The organism is Planctomycetota bacterium (genome assembly GCA_035574235.1).
Lineage (GTDB): Bacteria > Planctomycetota > MHYJ01 > MHYJ01 > JACPRB01 > DATLZA01.
The window spans coordinates 1-22,681 of sequence record DATLZA010000105.1 but is presented as its reverse complement, the minus strand read 5'-3'; the positions used below and the strand labels follow the sequence as shown (position 1 = coordinate 22,681).

Below are 22,681 nucleotides of genomic sequence, written 5' to 3'. Positions count from 1 at the left end.
CAGGCGCAGGCGGACGCGTTCGGGATCCAGCCCCCGCCGCAGCGCCAGGACGAGCGCGCCCATGCCGGCCGGAAGGCGGTGCTGGCGCGCGGCGGCGGGATCGTCCGCCGCGCCGAGCCCGGCGGCCAGCCAGCGGGCGCTGGCGTCGTCGGCGCGGCAGGCGTGGTATCCCTCCACGAAGAGCGCGGCCGTCGTCCGGAGCTCCGGGGAAAGCCGCGTTCGGGAGAGGGCCTGGAGGAACGAGAGGTCGCCGCGCCGGGGAAGGCGGAGGTTCCGAAGCGCCCGGTCCAGGCGCGCCCAGAAATCGACCGCGGGGCGCAGGCGTCCTCGGAGGCGGAGAAGATGCCGCTCGGGAAGCTCCAGAAGCGGGATCCGCGCCGCCTGCGCGAGCGCGAAGGTTTCCGGAGCCCGGCCGTGGACGAACTCCGCGCCCAGATCGACCGGCAGCGGAGATTCCGGATCGTGCCGGGTATCGATCCGGCCGCCGATCCGGTCGCGCGCTTCCAGGAGCAGGACGTCGAGGCCCCGCCGGGAAAGGTCGCGCGCCGCGGCCAGACCGGCCGCGCCCGCGCCGATCACGAGGACGTCGGACGCTTCGCGCTCCATGGTTTCCCGGGAGGTTCCCATGGTACCCGCGGGGCCTCCGGCGGAGAAGGGCTTGCGTTCGGGGCGTCCGGGAAAGTATTACAGTCGAAGCATGCCCGATTCCGCCGGCCGCCGGGTCGCGATTCTGGGAGGGGTCCGGACGCCGTTCGCCAAGCGCGGCACCGCGCTCAAGAGCCTCTCCGCCCTCGATCTCGGCCGCATCGCCTGCGCGGAGCTGATCGAGCGGCTCGAGATCGATCCGCGCGAGATCGATCAGGTGGTCTTCGGCCAGGTCATTCCGTCCCTCGACTGGATCAACATCGCGCGCGAGATCGTTCTGGGGATCGGCCTTCCGGCCCGGGTCGAGGCGTACAGCGTCTCGCGCGCGTGCGCCACGAGCTACCAGAGCGTCGTGAGCGTGGCCCAGGCCATCCGCGCCGGGACGGTCGACGGCGGCGTGGCCGGCGGGGCCGACAGCGCCAGCGACGCTCCGGTGGCCGCCTCGCCGGGCCTGCAGCGCGTCCTCCACGAGCTGGGGGCGGCCCGGACGGTCGGCGGACGCCTGCGGGCGCTGCGGCGGATGCGCTGGCGCGACCTCGTGCCCCGGTCGCTTTCGCCCGAGGAGCGCTCCACAGGCGAAACCATGGGGCAGGCGGCCGAGCGGATGGCCAAGGAAAACGGGATTTCCCGCCGCGAGCAGGACGAATTCGCCCATCGCAGCCACGTGCGCGCCGCGCGCGCGTGGGCGGAAGGGAAGTTCGCCGCCGAGGTGGTTCCGGTGCACGTGCCGCCGCGGTACGAGGAAACCTTCGAGCGGGACAACGTCGTGCGGCCGGATTCCGACCTGAGCAAGTACGCCGAGCTGCCGCCGGTCTTCGACCGCCGGCACGGCACGGTGACGGCGGGGAACAGCTCTCCGCTGACCGACGGCGCCGCGGCGGTGTTTCTGATGGCGGAAGAAAAGGCCCGGGCGCTCGGGCTTCCGATCCTGGGATTCGTGCGGAGCTGGGCGTTCACGGCGCTCGATCCGGCGGGGCCGCTGCTTCTGGGGCCGGCGTATGCGGCTCCGGCGGCGCTGGACCGCGCGGGGCTGGCGCTCGGGGACATGGATCTCGTCGATCTCCACGAGGCCTTCTCGGCGGCTGTCCTCTCGGTGCTGCGCGCCTTCGAGTCTGCGGAATTCGCGCGGCGGGAGCTGGGCCGTTCGGAGCCGGTGGGCCGCGTGGACGAGGATCGGCTCAACGTCAACGGCGGTTCGATCGCGCTCGGGCACCCGTTCGCGGCGACCGGGGCGCGCCAGATCGTGCAGACGCTCCGCGAGCTCCGGCGGCGGGGCGGGAAGTTCGCGCTTTGCGCGGCCTGCGCGGCCGGCGGGATGGGCGCGGCGATCGTCCTGGAGGCCCCGTGAGCGAAGCGTCGCCCCTGCGTCTGGAACGCCGCGCGGACGGGACGGCGGTCCTCTGGTTCGACGTCCCCGGAGAAAAGGTGAATCTTCTCCGGCCGGGATTCGAGGAGCATCTTGAGCGCGCGCTGGAGGAGCTGGAGCGCGACCCGGGCGTGCGCGCGGCGGTTCTGGCCTCCGGGAAGGCCGACGGCTTCATCGCCGGAGCGGACGTGAAGGTGTTCCAGCGGCTCTCCGGCGCGGCGGAGGCGGAGGCCCTTTCGCGCCGCGCGCAGGCGGCGCTGGCGCGCCTGGAGTCCTGCCGCGTGCCCGTCGTGGCGGCGATTCACGGCGCCTGCGTGGGCGGGGGACTGGAGCTCGTCCTGGCGTGCCGCGGCCGGGTCGCCTCCGACGCGGAATCCACGCGTCTCGGGCTTCCGGAAGTGCGGCTCGGGGTCATTCCGGGGGCGGGAGGGACGCAGCGGCTTCCCCGTCGGGTGGGCGTCGCGGCGGCGCTGGAGCTCATTCTCACGGGCAAGCAGATTCCGGCGCGCAAGGCGCTGGCGATCGGGCTCGTGGACGAGGTCGTTCCGCGGCCGATCCTGCTGGAGGCGGCGCTGGAGCATGCGCGGCGGTGGGCGGCGGGGGAGCGTCCGGGGGGGCGGCGCCGGGGTTTTCTGCGCCGGGTGGGCGGCGCGCTGCTGGAAGGGAATCCGGCGGGGCGGGCGCTCGTGTACCGGCGGGCGCGGAAGGCGATTCTGGCGGAAACGCGGGGAAATCTGCCGGCGCCGCCGGCGGCGCTCGAAGCGGTCCGGGAGGGGATCGAGCGAGGCCCGGAGCGCGGATACGCGGCGGAAGCGGCGGCGTTCGGCAGGCTTGCGGTCACGCCCGAGGCGCGGAACCTGATGGCGCTTTTCTTCGCGGTCAACGAACTGCGGAAAGATCCCGGGACGGACGATCCGGCGGTCCGCCCGCGCGAGGTGCGCAAGGTGGCCGTGCTCGGCGCGGGGCTCATGGGCACGGGAATCTCCTTCGTGACGGCGGCGGAGGCGGGGCTCCCCGTGCGCCTGAAGGACGTGGGGCACGAGCCGCTCCGGAAGGCCCTGGCGTCCCTCCGGGGACTTTTTTCGGAACGCGCGGCGCGGCGGCGGGAGCGGCGGGCGGAGCTGGAGCGACGGATGATGCTCGTGCGGCCCACGACGGACTATTCGGGATTCCGCCGCGCGGACGTCGTGATCGAAGCGGTGGTCGAGGATCTCGAGGTGAAGCGCCGGGTGCTGCGGGAGGTGGAAGAGGCCGCCGGGGAGGAGGCGATTTTCGCCACGAACACTTCCTCGATCCCGGTCGATCGGATCGCGGAGGGGGCGCGCCGGCCGGGACGGGTGGTGGGGATGCACTACTTCTCGCCGGTGGACAAGGTGCCTCTGCTCGAGGTCGTGGTCGGGCCTCGGACCGAGCCGTGGGTGACGGCGACCTGCGTGGCCCTGGGAAAGGCGCAGGGCAAGACGGTGATCGTGGTGCGGGACGGTCCCGGCTTTTATACGACGCGGATTCTGGGACCGTACGTCAACGAGGCGGGGCACCTTCTGGCCGAAGGGGTGCCCGTGGAGGAGATCGACGAGGCGCTCCTCAGGTTCGGGTTCCCCGTGGGGCCGCTGAAGCTCCTCGACGAGGTGGGCATCGACACGGGGCACAAGATCGCGAAGGTGCTTCACGAGGCCTTCGGAGACCGGATGGCTCCGGCGCCGGCGCTCGAGAAGATTTTCGCGGACGGCCGGGCGGGCCGCAAGAACGGGCGGGGCTTTTACCGGTACGGAGAAGGCGGCCGGGGCAAGGGCGGGCGGAAGGTCGATCCGACGGTTTACGACGTCCTCGGGGTCCGTCCGACGAAGGGACATGACGCGGCGGCGATCGCGCTTCGGTGCGTGCTTCCGATGGTGAACGAGGCGGTGCGGTGTCTTGAGGAAGGGATCCTCCGGTCGGCGCGGGACGGGGACGCGGGGGCGATCCTGGGGCTGGGCTTTCCGCCCTTCCGGGGAGGGCCCTTCCGGTACCTCGACGGGCGCGGGGCGGCGGCGGTGCGGGCGGATCTTGAGGAGCTGCGCCGGCGACACGGCGGGCGTTTCGCGCCCGCGGCGCTTCTGGAGGACCTGGCCCGGACCGGCAAGCGCCTCACCGACGGGACCGCGTAATCGAGGCGATTTCCGAAAACGGGCTTCATCGCGACGCCCGCGGAACTTCGAGACCGGCGGCGGGAGATTCCGCCCGCGCCCGGAACCGGGCTTCCCTCCGAGGGGCCTTCGGCGCTAGAATCGACCGTTGATGACGCTTCCGGCCGTCGCCGCCGCCGCGCTCCTGGCCTTTTTCGTTCTGACGTATCGCGGTCTGGCCTTCTGGGGATTTCTCGCGGCGGGGGCCGTGTCGCTGGGCGGCTGGGTCGCGTGGGCGGGACCCCGTCCGGCCGTCGCGTTCGCCGCGGCGGCGGGGGCGCTGGGCCTTTACGCGCTTGTCTTCGGCGTCCGCCCGATCCGGAGGCGTCTGATCTCCCCGTGGCTCCTGCGGCGCCTGGGCCGCGCGCTGCCTCGGATGAGCGAGACCGAGCGGGTGGCGCTCGAGGCGGGCACCGTGTGGTGGGACGGGGAACTCTTCTCGGGCGCTCCTCGCTGGAAGAAGCTTCTCGACTTCCCCGTGCGGGGGCTCTCGGAGGCGGAGAGGGCGTTTCTCGAAGGCCCCGTGCGGGAGCTGTGCGAGCGGCTGGACGACTGGGACATCGCCCGGCGGGGCGACCTGCCGCCCGAACTCTGGGATTTCCTCCGCCGGCATCGTTTCTTCGGAATGATCATCCCGCCCGAGTACGGCGGTCTCGGGTTTTCGGCCCGGGCGCATTCCGAGGTCATCGTCCGGATCGCTTCCCGGAGCGTCACCGCGGCGGTGACGGTGATGGTTCCGAATTCCCTGGGTCCCGCGGAGCTCCTGTTGCACTACGGGACCGAGGAGCAGAAGCGCCGCTTTCTGCCGCGGCTGGCCCGGGGGGAGGAGATTCCCTGCTTCGCGCTGACGGAGCCGGGCGCGGGAAGCGACGCCGCTTCGCTCCGGAGCGAGGGAGTCGTCTGCCGCGGCTCGTGGGAGGGCCGCGAGGTTCTGGGGATGCGGCTGACGTGGCGGAAGCGCTACATCACGCTCGGACCCGTCTCGACGGTCATCGGTCTGGCCTTCCGGTTGCGCGATCCCGAGCGGCTGCTCGGGGAACGGGAGGACTACGGCATCACGTGCGCGCTGGTGCCCTCGAGCCTGCCGGGGATCGACCTCGGCCGGCGTCACGATCCGCTCGGGATTCCGTTCCAGAACGGGCCGACCTCGGGGACGGACGTCTTCGTGCCGCTCGATTTCATCATCGGCGGCCCGAAGATGGCGGGTCAGGGCTGGCGGATGCTCATGGAGTGTCTGGCGGCGGGGCGTTCGATCTCGCTGCCGGCGCTTTCGGTGGCTTCGGCGGAGCTGGCGGCGCGGGCGGCGGGCGCGTACGCCGCGGTCCGCCGGCAGTTCGACACGCCGATCGGGCGCTTCGAGGGGGTCGAGGAAGCGCTGGCGCGGATCGGGGGCCTGACGTACCTCATGAACGCCGCGCGGATTCTGACCGCCGGGGCGGTGGACGCGGGCGAACGCCCCGCCGTTCTGTCGGCCGTGGCGAAGGCCTATCTGACGGAGGCCATGCGCCAGGTGGTCAACGACGCGATGGACATCCGCGGCGGGGCGGGGATCTGCCGGGGCCCGCGGAACATGCTCGCCCCGGCCTACATGGCGGTCCCGATCGGGATCACGGTCGAGGGGGCCAACATCCTCACGCGCTCGATGATCATCTACGGCCAGGGCGCGATCCGCTGCCACCCGTATGTGCGCGAGGAGATGGCGGCCGCGGCGGCGGGGGACGCGGCGCGGTTCGACCGGGCGTTCTTCGGCCATGCGGGGTTCATTTTCCGCAACGCCGTGCGGGCGTTCGTCCTGGGGCTGACGGGGGGGCGGATCGCCCGGACGGGGGCGGGCGGTCTTGGGGGCCGGTATCTTCGCGAGTTCAGCCGGGCGAGCGCCGGGTTCGCGCTTCTTTCGGACGCGGCGATGGCGGTTCTCGGCGGTCAGCTCAAGCGGCGGGAGAAGCTGAGCGGGCGGCTGGCGGACATTCTGGCGTGGCTTTATCTCGGCTCGGCGGCCGTGAAGCGTTTCCGCGACGAGGGGGAGCCGGCGGGGGACCGGCCGTTCGTCCGCTGGGCGTGCGAGCATGCGCTCTGGAGGATCCGGGAAGCGGCGATCGGGCTTCTGGACAATTTTCCGAGCCGTCCGATCGCATGGGCGTTGCGCGCGCTTCTTTTTCCGTGCGGCGCGCGGCGGCGGCCGCCCTCGGACGCGCTGGGCGGCGAGGTCGCGCGGGCGCTCGTCGAGGACGCGGAGGCGAGGCGCCGGCTGACGCGCGAGGTGTTCGTGCCGGGCGCGTCGGAGCCCGGGCTGGGGACGCTCGAGGCGGCGTTCGAGCGGGTGCGGGTCGCGGCGGAGGCGGAGCGCAAGATCCGGGACGCGGTGCGGGCCGGGGCGCTGGAGCGCGCTCCGGAGGAAACGCTGGCGGATCGGGCGCTGCGGGCGGGGGTGATTTCCGCCGACGAGCGCGCGCTTGTGCGGGAGGCCGAGCGGGCCCGCGAGGCGGCGATCGAGGTGGACGCCTTCGATTCCGCGGAGTTCGGGACGTCCGTCGAGCGCCCGATGGAGGACGTCCGGCCGGTCAGGCCAGAAGCTCGGTGATGATTCCGGTGCTCTCCTTGAAGGAGGTCACGGGGCAGCCCAGCCGCTGGAGGATCGTGAGATAAAGGTCCGACGCCGGCCGGGTATCCACCGGCCAGCGCAGGTGCCGTCCGTGGCGGAAGCCGAGCCTGCGGCCTCCCGCCAGCAGAAGGGGGAAGGATTTCCCCGAATGGCTGGTGATCTGCGCCCCGCCGAAGAGAATGACGGTGTAATCGAGAAGCGTCCCTTCGGGGGCCGGGAGCGCGCGGAGTTTCTCCATGAAGCGCGCCAGGCACGCGCAGAGCATTTCGTCGCGCCGTCCCAGGACCCGGACGTCGGGGTTGTCCGGGCCGCGCTCGCCGGTGCCCTTGTGGTGGTAGTCATGGGCGCCGCGGAGAGGGGCGCCCGCCTGCCGGGCCCATTCCTGGTATTCCGCGTAGTTCGGTCCGCCTTCCCCGCCGAGAGAGTGGGTGACCACGCGGGTCATGTCGGTCCGGAAGGCCAGGACGACCAGATCCATGAGCAGCTCGATGTGCTCCCGCATGCTGTTTTTGCCCTGCGGAGCCAGAAGGACGGACGACTCGTCGAAGGAGGGCCGTCCGCGTTCGAGCACCTCATGGCGGTCGTCCAGGCGCTTTTCGACCTCCCGGATCGATTCCAGGTATTCGTCGAGCCGCGGGCGGTCGGCCGCGCCGAGCCGGCGGCGCAGATCGCGCGCGCCGGCGGCCGCCGTGTCGAGGATGCTGCGGTCGAGGGCCAGGCGCTCCTGGGCTTCGCGGAGCTGGGCGCGGTCGGCGGGCGGAAAGAGGCGCTCGAACACCGCGCGGTAGTCCGCCAGGGCGGGAAGGTCGGCCCCCAGGGCGTTGCGGGAAAGGGTCCGGGAGCCCACTCCGTCCTGCCACGACAGCGCCAGGGAGGGAAGATAGGTGCGGCCGATGTGGCGCGCGGCCACCTGGTCCATGGAGATCGTGTTCGTGATCGTCCCGGGGGTGAGGTTGATGTTGTGGCCCGTCAGCCAGTTGTAGGGATGGACGTGTCCGCTGATGCGCCCCTGGATGTGGGACAGACCCGCGAGGACGGTGAAGTGTTCGCGCAGGGAGGCCAGCGGCCGGTGGGACGGGGCGAGGGTGTAGCCGGATCCGGTGTCCGGGGGGAACCACGCGTAGTGATTGATGCCGCCGGGGATGTAGAAGCACGCCAGACGGGGCGGTGCGGAGTCCGCGGCCCGCCCGAAGGCGAGGCTTTCGAACCAGGGAAGCGCGATCGTCGCTCCCAGGCCCCGGAGGGCGGCGCGGCGGCTGATGTTCATGGGCTCCTCCTTTGTTCTCCGAGAAAGGCGCGCGAGCGGACCACCGCCTTGAGGAGATCTTTCAGCGGATATCCCCGCGGGCGGAGATCCTCCAGGATCCCGCGCACTTCGCGGCGGTCCGCCGCGTCGGGACGACGGCCCGAGGCGTAGAGAAAAAGGTTCTTCAGAAGCCCGCGCGCCAGATCGTCCAGATAGCGCTCCGCCAGGAGCTCCTTGAAATGGGCGTAGTCGCGGAATTCCTCCCCCCGGGGCAGTCGTCCGGCCGCGTCCACCGGACGGCTTCGTCCCGTCCCGCGCCATTCGATTTTTCCGTCGAGCTCCTTTTTCTCGTACCGTTCGAATTCCAGGGCGCGCCAGCGGCCGCTGAGATCGAAGTTCTGATAGGCGAAGCCCAGAGGATCGATCGTCGCATGGCAGGTCGAACAGCGCGGATCCTGCTGGTGGCGCCGGAGGATTTCCTTGAGGGGCATGCCGGGGTGGTCCGAGGGATTCAGCTCCGGCACTTCGAGGGGCGGAGGAGGCGGCGGGGCGTCCAGAATCCGCCGGAGCGTCCAGGCGCCGCGGTAGATCACCCAGTTGTCGCCCATCCAGCAGAGCATGGACTGGATCCCGGCGTGTCCCAGGATTCCTCCCCCGCGGGGATCGTCCGGGCGAAGCGTGACGGGCCTCAGGCGGCCTCCCTCGAGGGGCGGATACCCGTAATGAAGGGCCAGAATGTCGTTCATCAGGGTCCAGTCGCTTCGGACAAGCTCGCGGGCGGGACGGTTGCGGCGGAACAGTTCAGCCACATAGCCGAGCGTTTCTTCGGCCAGGGAGGCCTTGAGGTTGCGGGCGAAGCGGAAATCCTGCTTCTGGAGATGGTCCATGGCGACGGTGATGGGCTGGTCCATCTCGAGCCACTGGCGGACGAAGGGGCGGAAGAAGCCGTCGCTTCGCGGATCGGTCAGGAGCCGATCCACCTGCGCGTCGAGCGTGGCGGGTTCGCGCAGGCGTCCTTCGGCGGCGAGCTTCCGAAGCTCCGCGTCGGGAGGGCCGCCGGTGAGGAAGAAGGCGATTCTCGAGGCCAGGGCGAACGCAGCCCGGGCGGGGTCGGACTCGTCGGTGGGGGCGAGATACCGGAAGGGGGGGCTCATCAGGACCGCCTGGAAGGCCGCCCGGAGCGCCGCGTCGAAGGAAGCCCCCCGGGCGCGCCGGGTCCGGTAGAGGTCGAGAAAAGGCTCGCGTTCCTGAGACGTCGCCGGGCGGCGCCAGGCCCGTTCCATCCAGCGTTCCAGCAGGCGCGCGGCGCAGGCGGGATCGTCCTCGACGGCGCCCGTTTCGGCCCCCCACGGGCGCTGATGGTCGGGGTCCAGCTCCACCTCGTGCAGCACGATGAACGGCACCGGGTGTCGTTCGGGCGGCAGCGTCTTGCGGTCGTAGAGCGGCCGGAAGAGTCCCGTGCCGCCGGGCACGGGCGGCTGGTCGGGGCGGCTGCGGTCCTCGTTGTCGAAACCCGGAAGCGAGTAGGGCACTTCGACGCGGCAGACGAGATGGACGTGCAGGCCGCGCGGCTCGACGGGAAGATCTTCGATCTGAGCTTCGTAGATCAGGTCTTGAGGACCTTCGGCGATTTCCCGGTAGTCGAACGCCTTGCCTCCGATCTCCACCCAGAGGTGGGGATTGGGAAGTCCCGGCAGGCGCTTGAGGGGGGAGACGCGGATCCGCAGCCGGAGGATGCCCCGCAGTCCGGCCGGAGGCTGCACGACGAAGCCGGTTTCGGCGCGCTCGCCCACCCAGTGAGGGTAGAGGAGGAGGCCGTCTTCGGAGGGAAGCGTGCCTCCGAGTTTCGGCGTGACGCCTTCGCTTTTCCAGGAGTCCAGCGCCTTGCGCGGATCCTTCAGGCCGCGCAGGTCGGCCTTCAGGACGCGGCGGCGCGGGGGGTCGAGGAACCGGAGGCCCTCGACGGCGCGCCGGGCGATTTCGAGCGTCCGGTCCACCGAATCGGCGGTATCCTGAAGCGCTTCGGCGCCCGTGTCGAATCCGTCCACCGTGCCGTCACCCGGAAGGGCGGCCGCATAATCCACCTGCAGGCCCGTCAGGTCTCTCAGCGCGGCCGAGAGTTCCCGCCGGTTGAGCCGTCGCAGGCCCGTGGGGCGGTGGGTCCTTTGCTCGTGTTCGATCCAGGCGAGCAGCGCGCGGCGTTCGGCGTCCGAGGGTCCCGGGCGGTCCTCGGGCGGCATGGTTCCGGCCTCGAGTCGGTCATAGATGCGCGTCCAGAGCGCCGCCGCATCCGCCCGATACGCGTCCAGCGTGTCCAGCCGAAGGCGTCCTTTCTGTTTTTCCGGGCCGTGGCACTCCACGCAATGTTTGCGGAGAAAAGAGCCGGGCGCCGGATCCTGTCCCGCCGCACACCCGAGGACGAGAAGTATCGCGCTTTTCATGGAAGCGTTCGTCCCGCCTTTCCCATCGGTAATTCGTGGACGGCCCGTTTCTAACGCGGGATGTTCCAGAGGCGCAGCATTCCTTTTCCTCCGGCCGCGAGCCGGACGCCGTCGGGGGAAATCGCCAGGCTCATCACCGCCTCCGGATGCGTCAGAGTCTTCAGGAGCCGCCCGGTTGCGGAATCCCAGAGTCGGACCCGACGGTCGTCTCCGGCGGACGCCAGAACGCCGCCGTCGGGGCGGAAGACCACGGCGTTGACGTCCTGGGTGTGAGCGGGCAGGGTCCGAAGGGGGCGACCGGAGGGCACGTCCCAGAATCTCACTGTGCCGTCGCGGCTTCCGGAGACCAGGAGTCGCCCGTCCGGGCGGAAGGCGACGGAGGTCACCGTTCCTTCGTGTCCCCGGAGAATGAGGCGTTCCTCGCCGGTGTCGGCCGACCAGAGGCGGACGGTATCTTCGCCGTCCCCGGAGGCGATCCACGCGCCGTCCGGGCTGAACGCGAGCGCGTTGACGTCGTACTCGTTTCCCTGGGACAGGGTCAGGAACTCCTCGCCGGAGTCGAGATCCCAGAGGCGCAGGGTGTCGTCGTCGCTTCCCGAGGCCAGGAGGCGGCCGTCGGGACGGAAGGCGAGCGACGAGATCCGCTCCGCATGGGCGCGGAAGGTTCGAAGGGAGAGGTTCTCCGCGACGTTCCGGAAGTGAATCGTTCCCTCCCAGGTTCCGGCGGCGAGGAGGTCTCCGGGTCCGAAGGCGAGCGCCGTGACCGCCTTCCCGACGCGGAAGCTTCGGGGGAGATCGCCGGGGCGGAGGGGGTGCAGGCGGACGAAGCCGTCCTCTCCCGCGAAGGCCACGAGGGGTTCGCGGGGGTGGAAGGCGAGGGCGCGGATCCATCCTCCCGGTTCGTGGAGATCGAAGGCCGCGGGCGCGCTTTCGGCGGGGCGGCACGCCGCCAGGGCGGCCGTTCCGGCGGCCAGGAGGAGGCCTTTCACGCCTGCTTTTATGCCCGCGGTCGTCTTCATCGGACGGAAAAACGGCGGACGGCGCTATCGGCCGGTCAGCCAGGAGACGGCCGCGTCGAAGAGCCGCCATCCTTCCGGGGTCAGCAGCGTGGCGTCGCTCGTGTAATCCGAGAGGAAGAAGCTCACGCGGCGTGCCGGAAAGCGTTGTTCGGGACCGGGGGCCGAGGTTTCGCAGGCGAACAGGGCGGTCTGGGTTTCGTCGTCGTCCAGAACGGCGACGCGCACGGCGGATTCCACGGGGAGTCCCCACCCCACGGTGCCCGGAGCGTGGTAGACGCGGACGCGGTCGCGGAGTCCGGCGGCCAGAGGATGTTCGGGGGCGAGGATTCGGATCCGGAAGCGATAGGTCTTGGTGAAATGGGGCGGAGGTCCGTCCGGTTCGCGCGACAGCCCGAGGGCGACGTTGAGGTGCGGCTCGCAATTGAGGATCGGGACGGGGACCGCGCGGAGGCGTCCGCCGATCCGATCCGACCGCACCGATTCGCTGATGACGACGAGGGCCCGCGAGCGCGCCAGCTCGGGGGTGACGGCGTCCTCCTTGGCGGGGATCACCCGGAAGCCGAGCTGGACGAGGCGGTCCCGGACGGCGGCGTCGCCGGGGGTCAGGGCGGGATCCACGCGTCCGGTGACCAGGAGCGTTTCCGGGGCGCCCGGGGCTCCCACGGTGGGGCCGATCAGGCGCTCGGAGGGGAACAGCATGAAGACGAGGGCCAGGAGCGCCGCGGCGGCCAGGGCGGCGGAAGGGACGGCGGCCGCCCAACGCCGGCGGCGGGTCGGAAGTTCCCCGGCGGGGCTCTGAAGTTCCCGAAGCGAGGCGTGAATGCGCGAAAGCAGGACGAAGCGCCGGGCCTTCATCGGGTCCGCGCTCAGCCCGGCGTTGAGTTCCTCGAGTCCCGCCGGATCGAGGGAGCCGTCGAAATAGGCGGAGACGAGGTCGTCGAAGCGGGGATCCGCGCTCATGGTCCGTCTTCCTCCGCCAGCCGTCCGAGGACGCAGTCGGCGACCGCCGCCCGCGCGCGCGAAAGGGCCATGTGGACGGCCGTCACGGTGCCGCCCACGCGGCGGGCGATGTCCGCTCCGGAGAGGCCGTCCCGGTAGCGCAGGAGGAGGATCTCGCGGGCTCTCCGGGCGAGTCGATCGAGGCAGGCCTGGACGGCCTCGATCCATGCGGACGGAGGCGCCTCCGGGCCGGCGCGTTCGACGGCGTCGAGGGCTTCCTCGGACAGGACGACGTGGCGTCGCGCGGCGCGGGTCGCGTTGAAGATCTTGTTGCGGGCGATGCGCATCGCCCACGCGCCGAAGTTCGTTCCCGGCTGGAACTCGTCGGCCCGCTCGCAGACGACGACGGCCACCTCCTGAAGGATCTCTTCGGCCAGGTCGAAGCGCCGGACGATCGACAGGATGTAGGCGAAGAGGCTGGAGCGGTGCCTCATGAGCTCGCGGACGACTTCGTCGCGGCGCGGGTTCGAATCCGCCATCCGGTGCACCCCTTGGAATGATTCACGCGGCGGGCTTTTCCTAACGGTCCGGGCGCCGCGATTTCGGTCCGGTGTCAGGTTTTCGTCCGAAACGGAATATATCCCGGGAGGAGGATCCGGGGATGAAGCTCGCGTGGATGCTGACGCTGGGGGTCGCCGCCGCGGGCGGCCAGGAGTCGGACTGGCCCGCGCCGGTGAAGGATTTCAAGGCGGTGGAGCCGGGAGAGCATCCGAGGCTCCTTTTCCGCAAGCCGGATCTTCCGCGGCTGAAGAAGATCGCCGGGACGCCCGAGGGAAAGGCGATCGTGGAGCGCCTGCGGCGGTGTCTGAACGGGTCGGACGGGGAGACGATGCCGGTGCGCTACGGGGTCCGCGGGGCGGTCAACCAGGACGGGGCCGGGGAGACCGCGAACGACCCGCCGGGGACTTACACGTTTTCGCACGCGGCGGGCTACGGTTTTCTTTATCAGTTGACGGGGGACCGCAAGTACGCGGAGCTGGGCCGGCAGTGCATGGAGAAGGCGTTCGAGGGGCAGCGGGACCGGGATCGCCGGTATTCGTTCCGGGCGCCGTACGGCGCGCTTCGAGCGGGGCCGTCGCTCGGATGGACGGCGCTGGGATACGACCTTTGTTACGACGGGTGGGACGAGGAATACCGCCGGAAGGTGGCGCGGGCGATTCAGGATTACAACGAAGGCCGGTGGATGAGTCTGGAGGAGCTGGCGCGCGGGGCCCGCCACCATCCGGGGAGCAATCACTGGGGCATGCAGGTCGGAGGCGCCGCGATGGCGCTTCTGGCGATCATGGGCGACCCGGGGGTGGACATGGGCAAGCTGCGTCCGCTTCTGGACGTCAGCCGGAAGTCCATGATCCGGAACCTTACGGAGGGCTTCGGGGACGGGGGATTTTTCGCCGAGGGGGACGGGACCGGCTCGATGTCCTCGCACATCGTGTTTCTCCCGGCGCTTCAGGCCTGGAGGGTGGCGGGAGGTCAGGATTTCGTCGGTCCGCGCCCGAACGCGGTCTGGACGGCGCTCAAATGGATCTTTCTGACGGTCCCGCGGGGCGGCACGATGGATTTCTGGCCCGTGCGGGGCGGCTATCCGCACAACGTCTGGGCGCGCGAAGGGCTTTCCGGCGCGGGCTATTTCGGAATCTCGTTCGGCATCCTGAGGGACGAGCATCGGGCGGGGCTTCTCTGGTTCTATAACCGCCATCTGCGGGAGGCGGATGCGCGGGCGGGGACGCCGTTCGATGCGACGACGCCCTATCCGCACCACGCGATCTGCTCGTTCGTCAACTGGCCGTGGGAGCTCAAGGAGCGCCCGCCGGAGGAGGTGCTTCCGCGGGTGTGCCGCGACACGAAGTGGAGCTTCACCGCCTTCCGGAACCGGTGGCAGGACGAGAACGACATCGTGATTTCGGTCCTGACGAAGGCGTCGAAGGGATACATGAGCGCCAAGGCGGACGGGGCGCTTCAGGTCGCGGCGTTCGGCCGGAAGTTCGCCCACGGGAAGGTGGCCGGAGACGTCCGCCGCTGGGAGGCGGCGTCCGACGGATCCGCGGTGATGACGATGGCGGACGGAACGTCGGTGGCGATCGACTTCTCCGGCGCCTCGGGGGCGGAGGGAATGATCGTCATGACCGGGCCGGGGGCGGAAGGAACGGCGGTGACGGCCGGGGAGACGACCTATCGGGTGAAATTTCTCACCTCGCGGGCGGAACCGGCGGTGCGGGCCGAGGGGGATGCGCTGGCGGCGGGGCGCCAGAAGGTGCGGCTCAAGGAGGGTCATCTGAGCCTGGAGGTTTTCGCGCGGTGACGGTTTTGCTTCTGCTTCTGGCATGCCAGGATCCGGCGGAAGTCCGGAGGGCGACGGGGTTCGAGGCGGGGCTCGTCGTTCATCTGGGGACGACGGACGGGGCTCTGGAGGCCGCCTTTGCGGACGGTCGCTCGCTGGTGCACGGCATCGCCCTGGAGGATCCGGCTCCGGCGCGCCGTCGGCTTCGGACGCTGGGGGTGTACGGTCTGGCGTCCGTGATGCGGAGGCCTTCGATTCGTGAGCTTCCGTACGCGGACGATCTGGTCAATCTTCTGATCGCGGACCTCGACCGTCTGGGGGGCCCCGCGGAGGAGGAACTCCTGCGGGTATTGGCGCCCGGCGGGTCGGCCTACGTGCGCCGCGGGGGACGGTGGGAAACGCTGCGCAAGCGGCGGCCTCCCGAGATCGACGACTGGACGCACGCCGAATACGGACCCCAGGGCAACGCCGTGTCGGGCGATCGGCGCGCGGGTCCGGTGACCACGCTGCGGTGGATCGACGGTTACCGCTGGGTGTCCTACGCGCACAACGAGTCCACGGGGTTCCGGTCCGAAAACGGGATTCTGGTCCACGAGTTCCGCTTCGAACGGGAAGGGCAGCTGGTGGGGCGGGATGCGTTCAACGGTCTGGTCCGCTGGCGGATTCCGCGGGAGTCGGCGGAGCACGGCCTTCCGATGGTCCTGGCCGAGGGGACGCTCTGGACGCATCTGGGATCGGCGAAGGGCGTGCCGCTTCCGCTGGTGGGGCTGGATCTGCGCACGGGAGAGCGGCGGGGCGTCGTGGAGGAGGCCGAGCCGATCGTTCCGGGCGGCCGCGAGGCGTTCAAGCGGGTGCGCGAGCTGGCCTTCGGGGGGCGGCTCTATCAGGCCGCCGGAAAGCGGCTTCGGGCGTTCGATCTGAAGACCCGGCGTCTCTTGTGGACGTACGAGGACGGGCGGAACCTCCTTTTCCCGGTGGGCGATCCGGCGGAGGGGAAGATTTTCATGGTGGCCGAGCGGGAAGGCGGCCGGAGCGCCTGGACGCGGTGGCCGGGGGCGGAGGCGGAAGCGATCGTCGCGGTGGACGCGGCGACGGGCCGCGCGCTGTGGCGCCGCGAGGAGGTGGGCGGCGAGGGCATCGGCGTCCTGGCCTGCGGGGAAGGGCGGCTTCTGGCCGTTCAGACCTCCGGCATCGGCGCGTTCGAGCCGGTGAAGGGAAAGGGGTTCGTGGCGGTCCTGCGGGCGGCCGACGGGACGCTCCTGTGGCGGCGGGACTATCGGCAGGATCATCCGAAAGGATCCTTTCCGGGGTTTCTCTTTCAGGGGATGATCCGCGACGGCCGGGTCTATCTCCTCAATCAGAACCGGGCGTTGCCCTACGATCTCGAAACCGGCCGGCCCGAGCCGCCGATCGATCCTCCCACGGTGAACAACCGGTGCGTGAGGCCGCGCGCCACGGTCCGGTATCTTCTGCTCGGCTTCGGCCTTTTCGTCGATCGGGAAGGCCGCTTCACGTTTCAGAATGTGGCCCGGAGCGACTGCGCCACGGGGGTTGTTCCCGCCAACGGAATGATCTACACGACGCCCAACGACTGTCACTGCTTCGCGCAGCTGCGGGGTTTTGCGGGGTATGCGCCGGCGCCGCCGCCGCGCGAGGTTCCCGACGAAGAGCGTCTCGAGCGGGAGGGAGGACGGCCGGAACCCGGAGGGGCGGTTCCGGCATGGGCGCCGGTCGAGACGGTGACGGTGCAGAACGATCTGCGGAAGCTTCCTCCCCGCCCCCTTCGGAAACGGCGGACGACCGATTCGCCGATCCGGGACGCCTGGCACAACAACGACGCGTTGCCGTATCCGGAGGGGCCGGAGGCCGTCGAGGGTCCGCGGCGTTACGTGCCGGTGGTGCACGAGCACCGTCTGGAGGCGCGGGAGGGGGACCGGGTCGTCTGGTCCTTCACGGCGGACGCCCGCGTGAGCGGCGCGCCGGTCGTCAAGGGCGGGCGGGTCTATTTCGGATCTCACGACGGCTCCGTGTACTGCCTGAACGCGTCGGACGGCGCGCTTCAATGGAGGTTTCTGGCCGCGCCGGGGCATCGATGGATTGCGGCGTACGGCCAGCTCGAATCCTCCTGGCCGGTTCCGGCGGTCGTCGCGCACCAGGGGGATCTCTGGCTGGCCGCGGGACGGCACCCGGAGCTCGACGGCGGGATCGTGGTGTACCGGCTCGATCCCGAGTCGGGGCGCATCCGGTCGAAAAAGACGCTCCATCGGGGGATCGAATGGGCTTCTCCGGGATCGGCGGCCTTTCGGGGGCTTCAGAACGTCGTTCTCAACGAGGGATTGCGCGTGGTGGACGGGAGCGTCCGCCTCTTCGGTCACGATCTTGAGACGCTGTCGTCGCCCACCCGGACGTACAAGGGCGAGATTCCGATCGAACGCTGACGGGACCTCACTTCTCGAAGGATCCGCTCGGCAGGAGTTCGGTTCCGGCTTCGTCCTTCAGGGAGACGTCGTCCACCCAGATCGTGCCTTCCGGGAAAGAAAAGCCGATGAAGACTTCCGCGCTTCTTGCGCCGGCCGGGCACTCGAAGGTCACTTCCCGCCGGGTCCACCAGGGCTGATCCGGAGGGGCGTCGATCGTGAAGGGGATTTCCTTTCCGTCGAAGCGAAGCAGAAGGACGGTCACCGGGGCCTTCGTGCCCTCGGAAAGCGTGGAGGCGCCGAGGACGTACTTTTTCCCTCCCTTCACGGACACGGCGGGGGTCCAGAGCGCCGCATACGGACCCGGCGTGAGCCGGATCGAGCGCTCGCCGGAGTTCGCGCAGCGTCCTTCCAGGAACACCCTGTTTTCGGGCGGATGAGGCACGATCCAGTAGGGGGGAAGTCCGGGGATCGGCCGGGCCGGGCGGAAGAACCGCTCGCGGAAGCGGGCGCGGGCTTTTTCCCGCGCGATTCCGCTCAGGCCGGGCCACGCGTCCCGGTACCAGTGAAGGGCGCGTTCGCGATAAGCTTCGCCGCATTCCCACCAGCGTTCGCCGACGGTCAGTTTCGCGTCCGGCGCCTCCGCCCCCGCCTGGTCGGCGTCGGCCGCCTCCTTCAGTTTGGGGTCCGAGCCGCGGGAGAAGGCGGGAATGCCTTTCGACCAGTCGCCTTTGATGAGCGCGTAGAACTTTCCGAGAATGAGGTATTCGTCCGGCCGGAGGTTCCCTTCGGAGGAGAGCCGGAGCTCGAGGCGCCGGACCTTCTCGTACTCCCGCGCCGCGGCCCGAACGGCGCCGAGTCGTTCCTGAAGGGTCGAAACGAGGTCCGCGTCGTGCGCGGGCCGGGCCGCCCGGACGGCGTCCGCCAGGAGCCTTTCGGCCAGCGCGTAGCCGTCCTGTTCGAAGGCGCGTTCCGCCAGCCGCCGCAGCTCCTCCGCGGCGGCCCGAAGCTGCCGCTCCTCCCGCGCCGTTCTCAGAAACTGGAGGATCTCCGCGTGCCGGGCTTTGAGGGCGGATTCGTCCTCCTGAACCGCGGCCGGGGAGGCCGCCAGAAGCACGCCCAGCAGGGCGGTCGTTCTCATGATCGTTCGCTCTCCCCTCGGTGCGCCGTCAGCGGTTCACGATGTCGCGGAACTTTTCTCCCGTCGACGTGAGCGTCCCGGCGGCGGCGTTTTCGGCGGACCGTCGGATCGCCTCCGCGAGGATCTCGACCGGGCTCAGGCCGGCCAGGGAAGGATCTCCGTACTCGAAGGTTTTGAAGAAGAACACGGTCCACATGGGGGCGACGGCCGCCAGCCGTTTGGCGTGGGCCGTCGCGTAAAGGACCTCGAGGTACTGCCGGTCGAGCGGCTCCCAGAAGCTCCAGGGGTATCGGGCGTGGACCTCCGTGTCCGATATCGTGCCCAATTCGGACGCCGTCGCCTTGTAGAGCCAGGCTTCGCCGAGGACGATGTCGAGAGAGGGGGCGGTGGAACGGGCCAGGTCGATCCAATCGAGGAGGCGCTGCATGTAATCCGTGGTGGTGGACCGGAGCGGGTAGACATGGAAGTCGAGATAGGAAAGGCCCGGGATCGAGGCGAAGCGCGTCACGTATTCTTCCTGCTCCCACGTTCCGGCGCCGGCGCCCAGCTTCGCGGGCGAATCCGGCGCCGCCGCGGCGATCGCGCCCGCGGCGTACTCGACGTAGTCTTGCCAGCCGGAGGGGGAGAAGAGCGGCGTTCCGGCGACGGGCCCGAAATTCGCGTTCTGCGTGTTGGGCTCATCGAGGAGCGTGAAGCGGTCCGGGGCAAGCTCCGTGGCGATGAGCGCGGCTTCGGCCGCCCGCTCGTCCCGGTACCGGCGGCGGGCTTCGGCCGCGCCCGCCGCCTTGATCGACGCGTAATAACCGCTCGCGTCCATGGCGGTGTAGCTGGGGAAAAGGGAACTGTGATCGACGAAGACCTTGAGGCCCCGTTCCCGCGCCGCGGCGGCGACGGCCCGGAAGAAGGCGAGGAAGTCGTCCGCCGTGGCCGTGTAGGCGGAGTTCCGCTCCGTCAGATAGTCGTGGAAGGCGCGCGTCAGGAGAGGGTAGTGGATGTCCAGCTTGGCGGCGTCGGCCCCGAGCGCGACCAGGGCGTCCAGATACTGGACCGTCTGGGTCCAGGTATTCGGATTCAGGAGGGCGAGGCCGCTGTTGCCGTTGGCGGTGTTGAGGGTGCCCACCCAGAGGGGTTGCCCGAGGCTTCCATCCCACAGGGCGTCCATGACGCTTTGGAAGGCCGAAAGATCGCGGGAGAGCTCCTGGTACAGGGCCGCAAATTCCGGCGGCGGAGGGGGAGCGGAGGGGGCTCCTCCCGACGACGAACCGCCCCCACAGGCGGGGATCGCGAGGGCCGCCAGGACCACGAGCGCAGGTCTGCTCCTCGGTCTCGGGCAAATCATCCGGCCGTTCTACGCGGGAAACGGCGAAAACATCCCCGCGGGGATGAAAAAGACGGGGTTTTCGTATAACAAGAGGGCTGATGGAGGTCGACCTTGCGGCGTGCGCGCGTGGAGATCCGGCGGCCTGGAGCGCGTTCGTCCGGCGCGCCGCTCCGATCCTCCGCCATGCGGTCACCCGCACCTTCGCCCGGCACGGCCGATCGGGCGAAGAGGCCGACGTCGAGGAGGCCGTTCAGGAGGTGTACGTCCGCCTGGTGAAGGACGACTACCGGCTGCTTCGGACGTTCGATCCCCTGCGGGCTTCGCTGGCCACGTGGCTGACCGTCGTGGCGCGGAGCGCGGCGCTGGATTTCCTGCGCCGCGGGGCCGCGGGTTCGCCCCTGGAGGGGGATCCCCCCGCCCCGCCGCCGGCGCCCCGCGCGGACCCCGTGGAGGTGCCGGCCGGCCTTCTGAGTCCCCGCCAGGAGCTGGTCCTGCGGATGCTCTTCGACGAGGGAAAGAGTCCCAAGGAGGCGGCGTCGATTCTGGGGGTGGACGTTCAGACCGTGCGAAGCGCCAAGCACAAGGCGTTGACGGCGCTGCGCCGCCACTTCGGAGGCGGGAAGTGAAGGAGGGACCGATGGACGACAGGGAAGTGTGGAGAAGATACCGGGACGCCCGGGGCGCGGAACCGGCGGGTCCCTGTCCCGACGCGACCGCGTGGGCCGCGTGGCTCGACGGGCGGGAGGTCGGCGCCGTGGAGGCGCATCTGGCGCGCTGCGGATCCTGCCGCGGCGCGGCGGCCGAGCTCCGGGCGCTCGTCGCGTTCCGGCGATCTCCGGCCGTCCGGCTGATGTGGCGCGCGGCCGCCGCCGCTTCCGTCGCGGCCGCCTGCGCTCTCGGGTTCGCCGTGGGTCGCGAAACGCCGCACGGGCGCCAGGCGGTCCGTGCCGCCGCCTGGGAGGCCTCGTTCGGTCTTCCGGAGGAGGTCCGATGAGCCGCGTTCTGGGGACCCTGCTGGCGGCCTCGGTCGCCTTCAACGCCTTCTTCGTCGCGGGGTACGTCCGTTCCCGGGACGAGGTGCGGCGCGCGGCGACGCCGCAGGGGAGGCTGGAGGTGATCGCGGACCGCCTCGATCTCGACGCCGACCAGCGCCGGGAATTTGAGGCGCTGCGGGCGGAGTGGATTCAGAAAGCGCTGGAGGTTCGGCGGCCGTACCTGGCGGACTTGGACGCCTTCTGGGCGGAGATGATGAAGGACGCGCCGGACGCGGCGCGCCTGGCGGAGCTTCAGAAAAAGGCGCTCGACGTGCGGGTGAAGGCGGGCGAGGTTTCGCTCGCCTATGTGCGCGCGTTCATGGTCCGGCTGCGGCCGGACCAGCGCGAGCGGTACGTGCGGCTGCTCCGTCCGGCCGAGGGGGGGCCTTAAGGCGGTCCGTAGGGAACGCCGGTCCGCACGGTTGTGTTGTCGTCCTCGTTGCGGCGGGGCGATTCGTCCACGGCGCGAAGGAGCAGATAATACGTCCGTCCGGGGGTGAGGCCGGCGAGGGTCGCTTCGAACGGGTAGACCGACGGTCCGGGGCCTCGATCGTAATTTCGTCCCGGGCGCGGAGTGAGAAAGGTCCACGCCGCCGAGGCGAGGGCGGGATCGCCGGCGAAGTCGAACGGCCGGGTCTGATAGTAAAGCTTGTAACGCACCGGGTGCTTGTCGAGGGCCACGTCCCACCGCACCGTGAGCGATGCCGGTCCGGGCTCGACTTCCTGGAGGCCGATTCTGGGTTCGGGGGGGCCCGGAGGGACGGGCCAGGCGTGGGCGTTGGCGTTCCAGGTGCTCGACCAGACCGGGGGACGGCGATCGTCGGGGTCGGTATGGTCGCGCACGAACGTGTTGACGAGCGTGATCGGCGCGTTGGTCAGGTAGTGCCGGAAGCCGGCTTCCTCCTGAGTCACGCGGATGTCTTCGAGGAGCGAGTCGAGTCCCAAGGTGGAGCGGCCCCGAAGGGTGTCGGAGGACATCGTGCCCGCGGGGCCTTCCGCGTAGCCGAGGGAGAGCACGCGGAATCCGTCGGGCCGCTGGGCTTCCGCGATGAGTTTGGGGGCGAGGGTGTAGCGATTGTCGGGATAGAAGTACGGGTCGGGGTTGTCCGCGGCGGGGGTGGAATCCAGGCGGAAGCTTTCGAAGAGGACGAGGTCGATCAGGCCGCGGGTGGAAAAACGGTAGTGGGGGAGGCGGGGGTCGAAGAAGAAGAGGCCGCGGTTTTGGAGGATGACCTTGTCGGGGTAGGCGGCGCGGAGGCGCGCCGTGAAGCTTCGGAAGCCGGGGGCGGTCCATTCGAACCGGCACGGGTTCGGGCTTGAGGCGTCCGTGTAGGCGTTCGGGCCGCACGTGTCGAAGGTATCGAGGAAGAAACCGTCGCAGCCCAGGCCGCGGCCGAAGGTCAAAGTGGCGATTTCGCGGAGGCCGGCGACGCCGTCGGGTCCGTCCAGCGTCATCGCGTCGAGGGCGGCGAACCACGCGGGATCTCCGGCGTTGACGAAACAGGTGTTGAAGAAGGCGTTTCGATCGGGGATTCCGTCGGCGGCGCCCGCGAGGGAAAGGGAGTTGTCGTCGAGGTAGAAGGACGCGAAGCCGGCGCCGCCGGGGGAGGGGGCTCCGAGGGGATCGATGCCGTCCAGGGGTCCGCCCGAGGCGCGCGGGCCGCGGGGATCGACGCGGGGGCCGGCCCGGTTTCCGGCGAAGCGGGGGTCCTTGCGCAGGTCCGTGTCGGAGACCGAGGCGGTTCGAAGGTCCTCTCCGACGGAGACGTACGCGAGGACCCGCACGTCGTCGGAGGGATCGTCGGGATCGACGCCGTCCTGGAGGTCGGCCACGAGGCGGCGGGTGAGATTTGCGCCGAGGGGGTGGACGATGACGAGCGGGTAGGTTTCGGCGATGCGCCGGTCGCTTTCGGTCCAGGATCCGTAGTGGATGAGGTAGCTGGAGGCGGCGCGGGCGGCGGCGCGCGGGTCGGGGCGGGGGGAGGCCGGCGCGGCTCCGCCGCCCGG

17 protein-coding genes are annotated in these 22,681 nt (G+C 70.4%); 8 read left to right on the top strand and 9 right to left on the bottom strand.

Going from position 1 to position 22,681, the window contains the following annotated elements; translation table 11 throughout:
* The coding region (locus VNO22_09530) for an FAD-dependent oxidoreductase (protein HXG61605.1) at positions 1 to 627 on the bottom strand (627 nt) is incomplete at its 3' end.
* 70 nt (positions 628 to 697) lie between these two features.
* On the opposite strand from VNO22_09530, the gene fadI reads away from it, so the two are divergent.
* The 3 genes from fadI (at position 698) to VNO22_09515 (ending at position 6,757) form a co-directional block, all read left to right on the top strand.
* Positions 698 to 1,993, top strand: a complete 1,296-nt coding sequence (fadI, locus tag VNO22_09525; protein ID HXG61604.1) for an acetyl-CoA C-acyltransferase FadI — start codon at positions 698 to 700, stop codon at positions 1,991 to 1,993.
* On the top strand, positions 1,990 to 4,158 hold the full coding sequence (fadJ, locus tag VNO22_09520; protein ID HXG61603.1) for a fatty acid oxidation complex subunit alpha FadJ: 2,169 nt from the start codon (positions 1,990 to 1,992) through the stop codon (positions 4,156 to 4,158). The genes fadI and fadJ overlap by 4 nt, the downstream gene beginning before the upstream one ends.
* 130 nt (positions 4,159 to 4,288) lie before the next feature.
* Positions 4,289 to 6,757 carry an acyl-CoA dehydrogenase gene (locus tag VNO22_09515; GenBank protein HXG61602.1) on the top strand — a complete coding sequence of 823 codons (2,469 nt, stop codon included), beginning with the start codon at positions 4,289 to 4,291 and terminating at the stop codon, positions 6,755 to 6,757.
* On the opposite strand, the gene VNO22_09510 is transcribed toward VNO22_09515, so the two are convergent.
* The 5 genes from VNO22_09510 to VNO22_09490 are packed head-to-tail and all read right to left on the bottom strand — an operon-like array spanning position 6,738 to position 12,962.
* On the bottom strand, positions 6,738 to 8,045 hold the full coding sequence (locus VNO22_09510) for a DUF1552 domain-containing protein (GenBank protein HXG61601.1): 1,308 nt from the start codon (positions 8,043 to 8,045) through the stop codon (positions 6,738 to 6,740). The two genes, VNO22_09515 and VNO22_09510, sit on opposite strands and share 20 nt — an antisense overlap.
* Positions 8,042 to 10,465 carry a DUF1592 domain-containing protein gene (locus VNO22_09505; GenBank protein HXG61600.1) on the bottom strand — a complete coding sequence of 808 codons (2,424 nt, stop codon included), beginning with the start codon at positions 10,463 to 10,465 and terminating at the stop codon, positions 8,042 to 8,044. The genes VNO22_09510 and VNO22_09505 overlap by 4 nt, the downstream gene beginning before the upstream one ends.
* A 50-nt stretch (positions 10,466 to 10,515) precedes the next feature.
* Complete coding sequence (locus VNO22_09500; GenBank protein ID HXG61599.1) at positions 10,516 to 11,454, bottom strand: WD40 repeat domain-containing protein; 939 nt, start codon at positions 11,452 to 11,454, stop codon at positions 10,516 to 10,518.
* 54 nt (positions 11,455 to 11,508) lie between these two features.
* Positions 11,509 to 12,444 carry a hypothetical protein gene (locus VNO22_09495; protein HXG61598.1) on the bottom strand — a complete coding sequence of 312 codons (936 nt, stop codon included), beginning with the start codon at positions 12,442 to 12,444 and terminating at the stop codon, positions 11,509 to 11,511.
* On the bottom strand, positions 12,441 to 12,962 hold the full coding sequence (locus VNO22_09490) for a sigma-70 family RNA polymerase sigma factor (protein HXG61597.1): 522 nt from the start codon (positions 12,960 to 12,962) through the stop codon (positions 12,441 to 12,443). Before VNO22_09490 ends, VNO22_09495 begins: the two co-directional genes overlap by 4 nt.
* Positions 12,963 to 13,084: 122 nt before the next feature.
* On the opposite strand from VNO22_09490, the gene VNO22_09485 reads away from it, so the two are divergent.
* Entirely contained in the window at positions 13,085 to 14,782 is a 1,698-nt protein-coding gene (locus VNO22_09485) for a hypothetical protein (GenBank protein HXG61596.1), read from the top strand.
* A complete protein-coding gene (locus tag VNO22_09480; GenBank protein HXG61595.1) occupies positions 14,779 to 17,199 on the top strand; it encodes a PQQ-binding-like beta-propeller repeat protein in 2,421 nt (806 codons plus the stop codon). Before VNO22_09485 ends, VNO22_09480 begins: the two co-directional genes overlap by 4 nt.
* Before the next feature lie 7 nt (positions 17,200 to 17,206).
* On the opposite strand, the gene VNO22_09475 is transcribed toward VNO22_09480, so the two are convergent.
* Together VNO22_09475 and VNO22_09470 are read right to left on the bottom strand one after the other, a co-directional pair.
* Entirely contained in the window at positions 17,207 to 18,319 is a 1,113-nt protein-coding gene (locus VNO22_09475) for a hypothetical protein (GenBank protein ID HXG61594.1), read from the bottom strand.
* A 28-nt stretch (positions 18,320 to 18,347) separates the two neighbouring features.
* Positions 18,348 to 19,622, bottom strand: coding sequence for a hypothetical protein (locus VNO22_09470; protein ID HXG61593.1), 1,275 nt, complete (start codon positions 19,620 to 19,622; stop codon positions 18,348 to 18,350).
* A gap of 116 nt (positions 19,623 to 19,738) precedes the next feature.
* Between VNO22_09470 and VNO22_09465 the strand changes: the two genes are divergently transcribed.
* The 3 genes from VNO22_09465 to VNO22_09455 are packed head-to-tail and all read left to right on the top strand — an operon-like array spanning position 19,739 to position 21,065.
* The gene (locus VNO22_09465) at positions 19,739 to 20,266 is read left to right on the top strand and encodes a sigma-70 family RNA polymerase sigma factor (protein HXG61592.1); all 528 of its coding nucleotides are present in this window, start codon (positions 19,739 to 19,741) and stop codon (positions 20,264 to 20,266) included.
* A gap of 11 nt (positions 20,267 to 20,277) precedes the next feature.
* On the top strand, positions 20,278 to 20,634 hold the full coding sequence (locus VNO22_09460; GenBank protein HXG61591.1) for a hypothetical protein: 357 nt from the start codon (positions 20,278 to 20,280) through the stop codon (positions 20,632 to 20,634).
* Entirely contained in the window at positions 20,631 to 21,065 is a 435-nt protein-coding gene (locus VNO22_09455; GenBank protein ID HXG61590.1) for a hypothetical protein, read from the top strand. Before VNO22_09460 ends, VNO22_09455 begins: the two co-directional genes overlap by 4 nt.
* Here VNO22_09455 and VNO22_09450 read toward each other — a convergent pair.
* The coding region (locus tag VNO22_09450; protein ID HXG61589.1) for a hypothetical protein at positions 21,062 to 22,681 on the bottom strand (1,620 nt) is incomplete at its 5' end. The two genes, VNO22_09455 and VNO22_09450, sit on opposite strands and share 4 nt — an antisense overlap.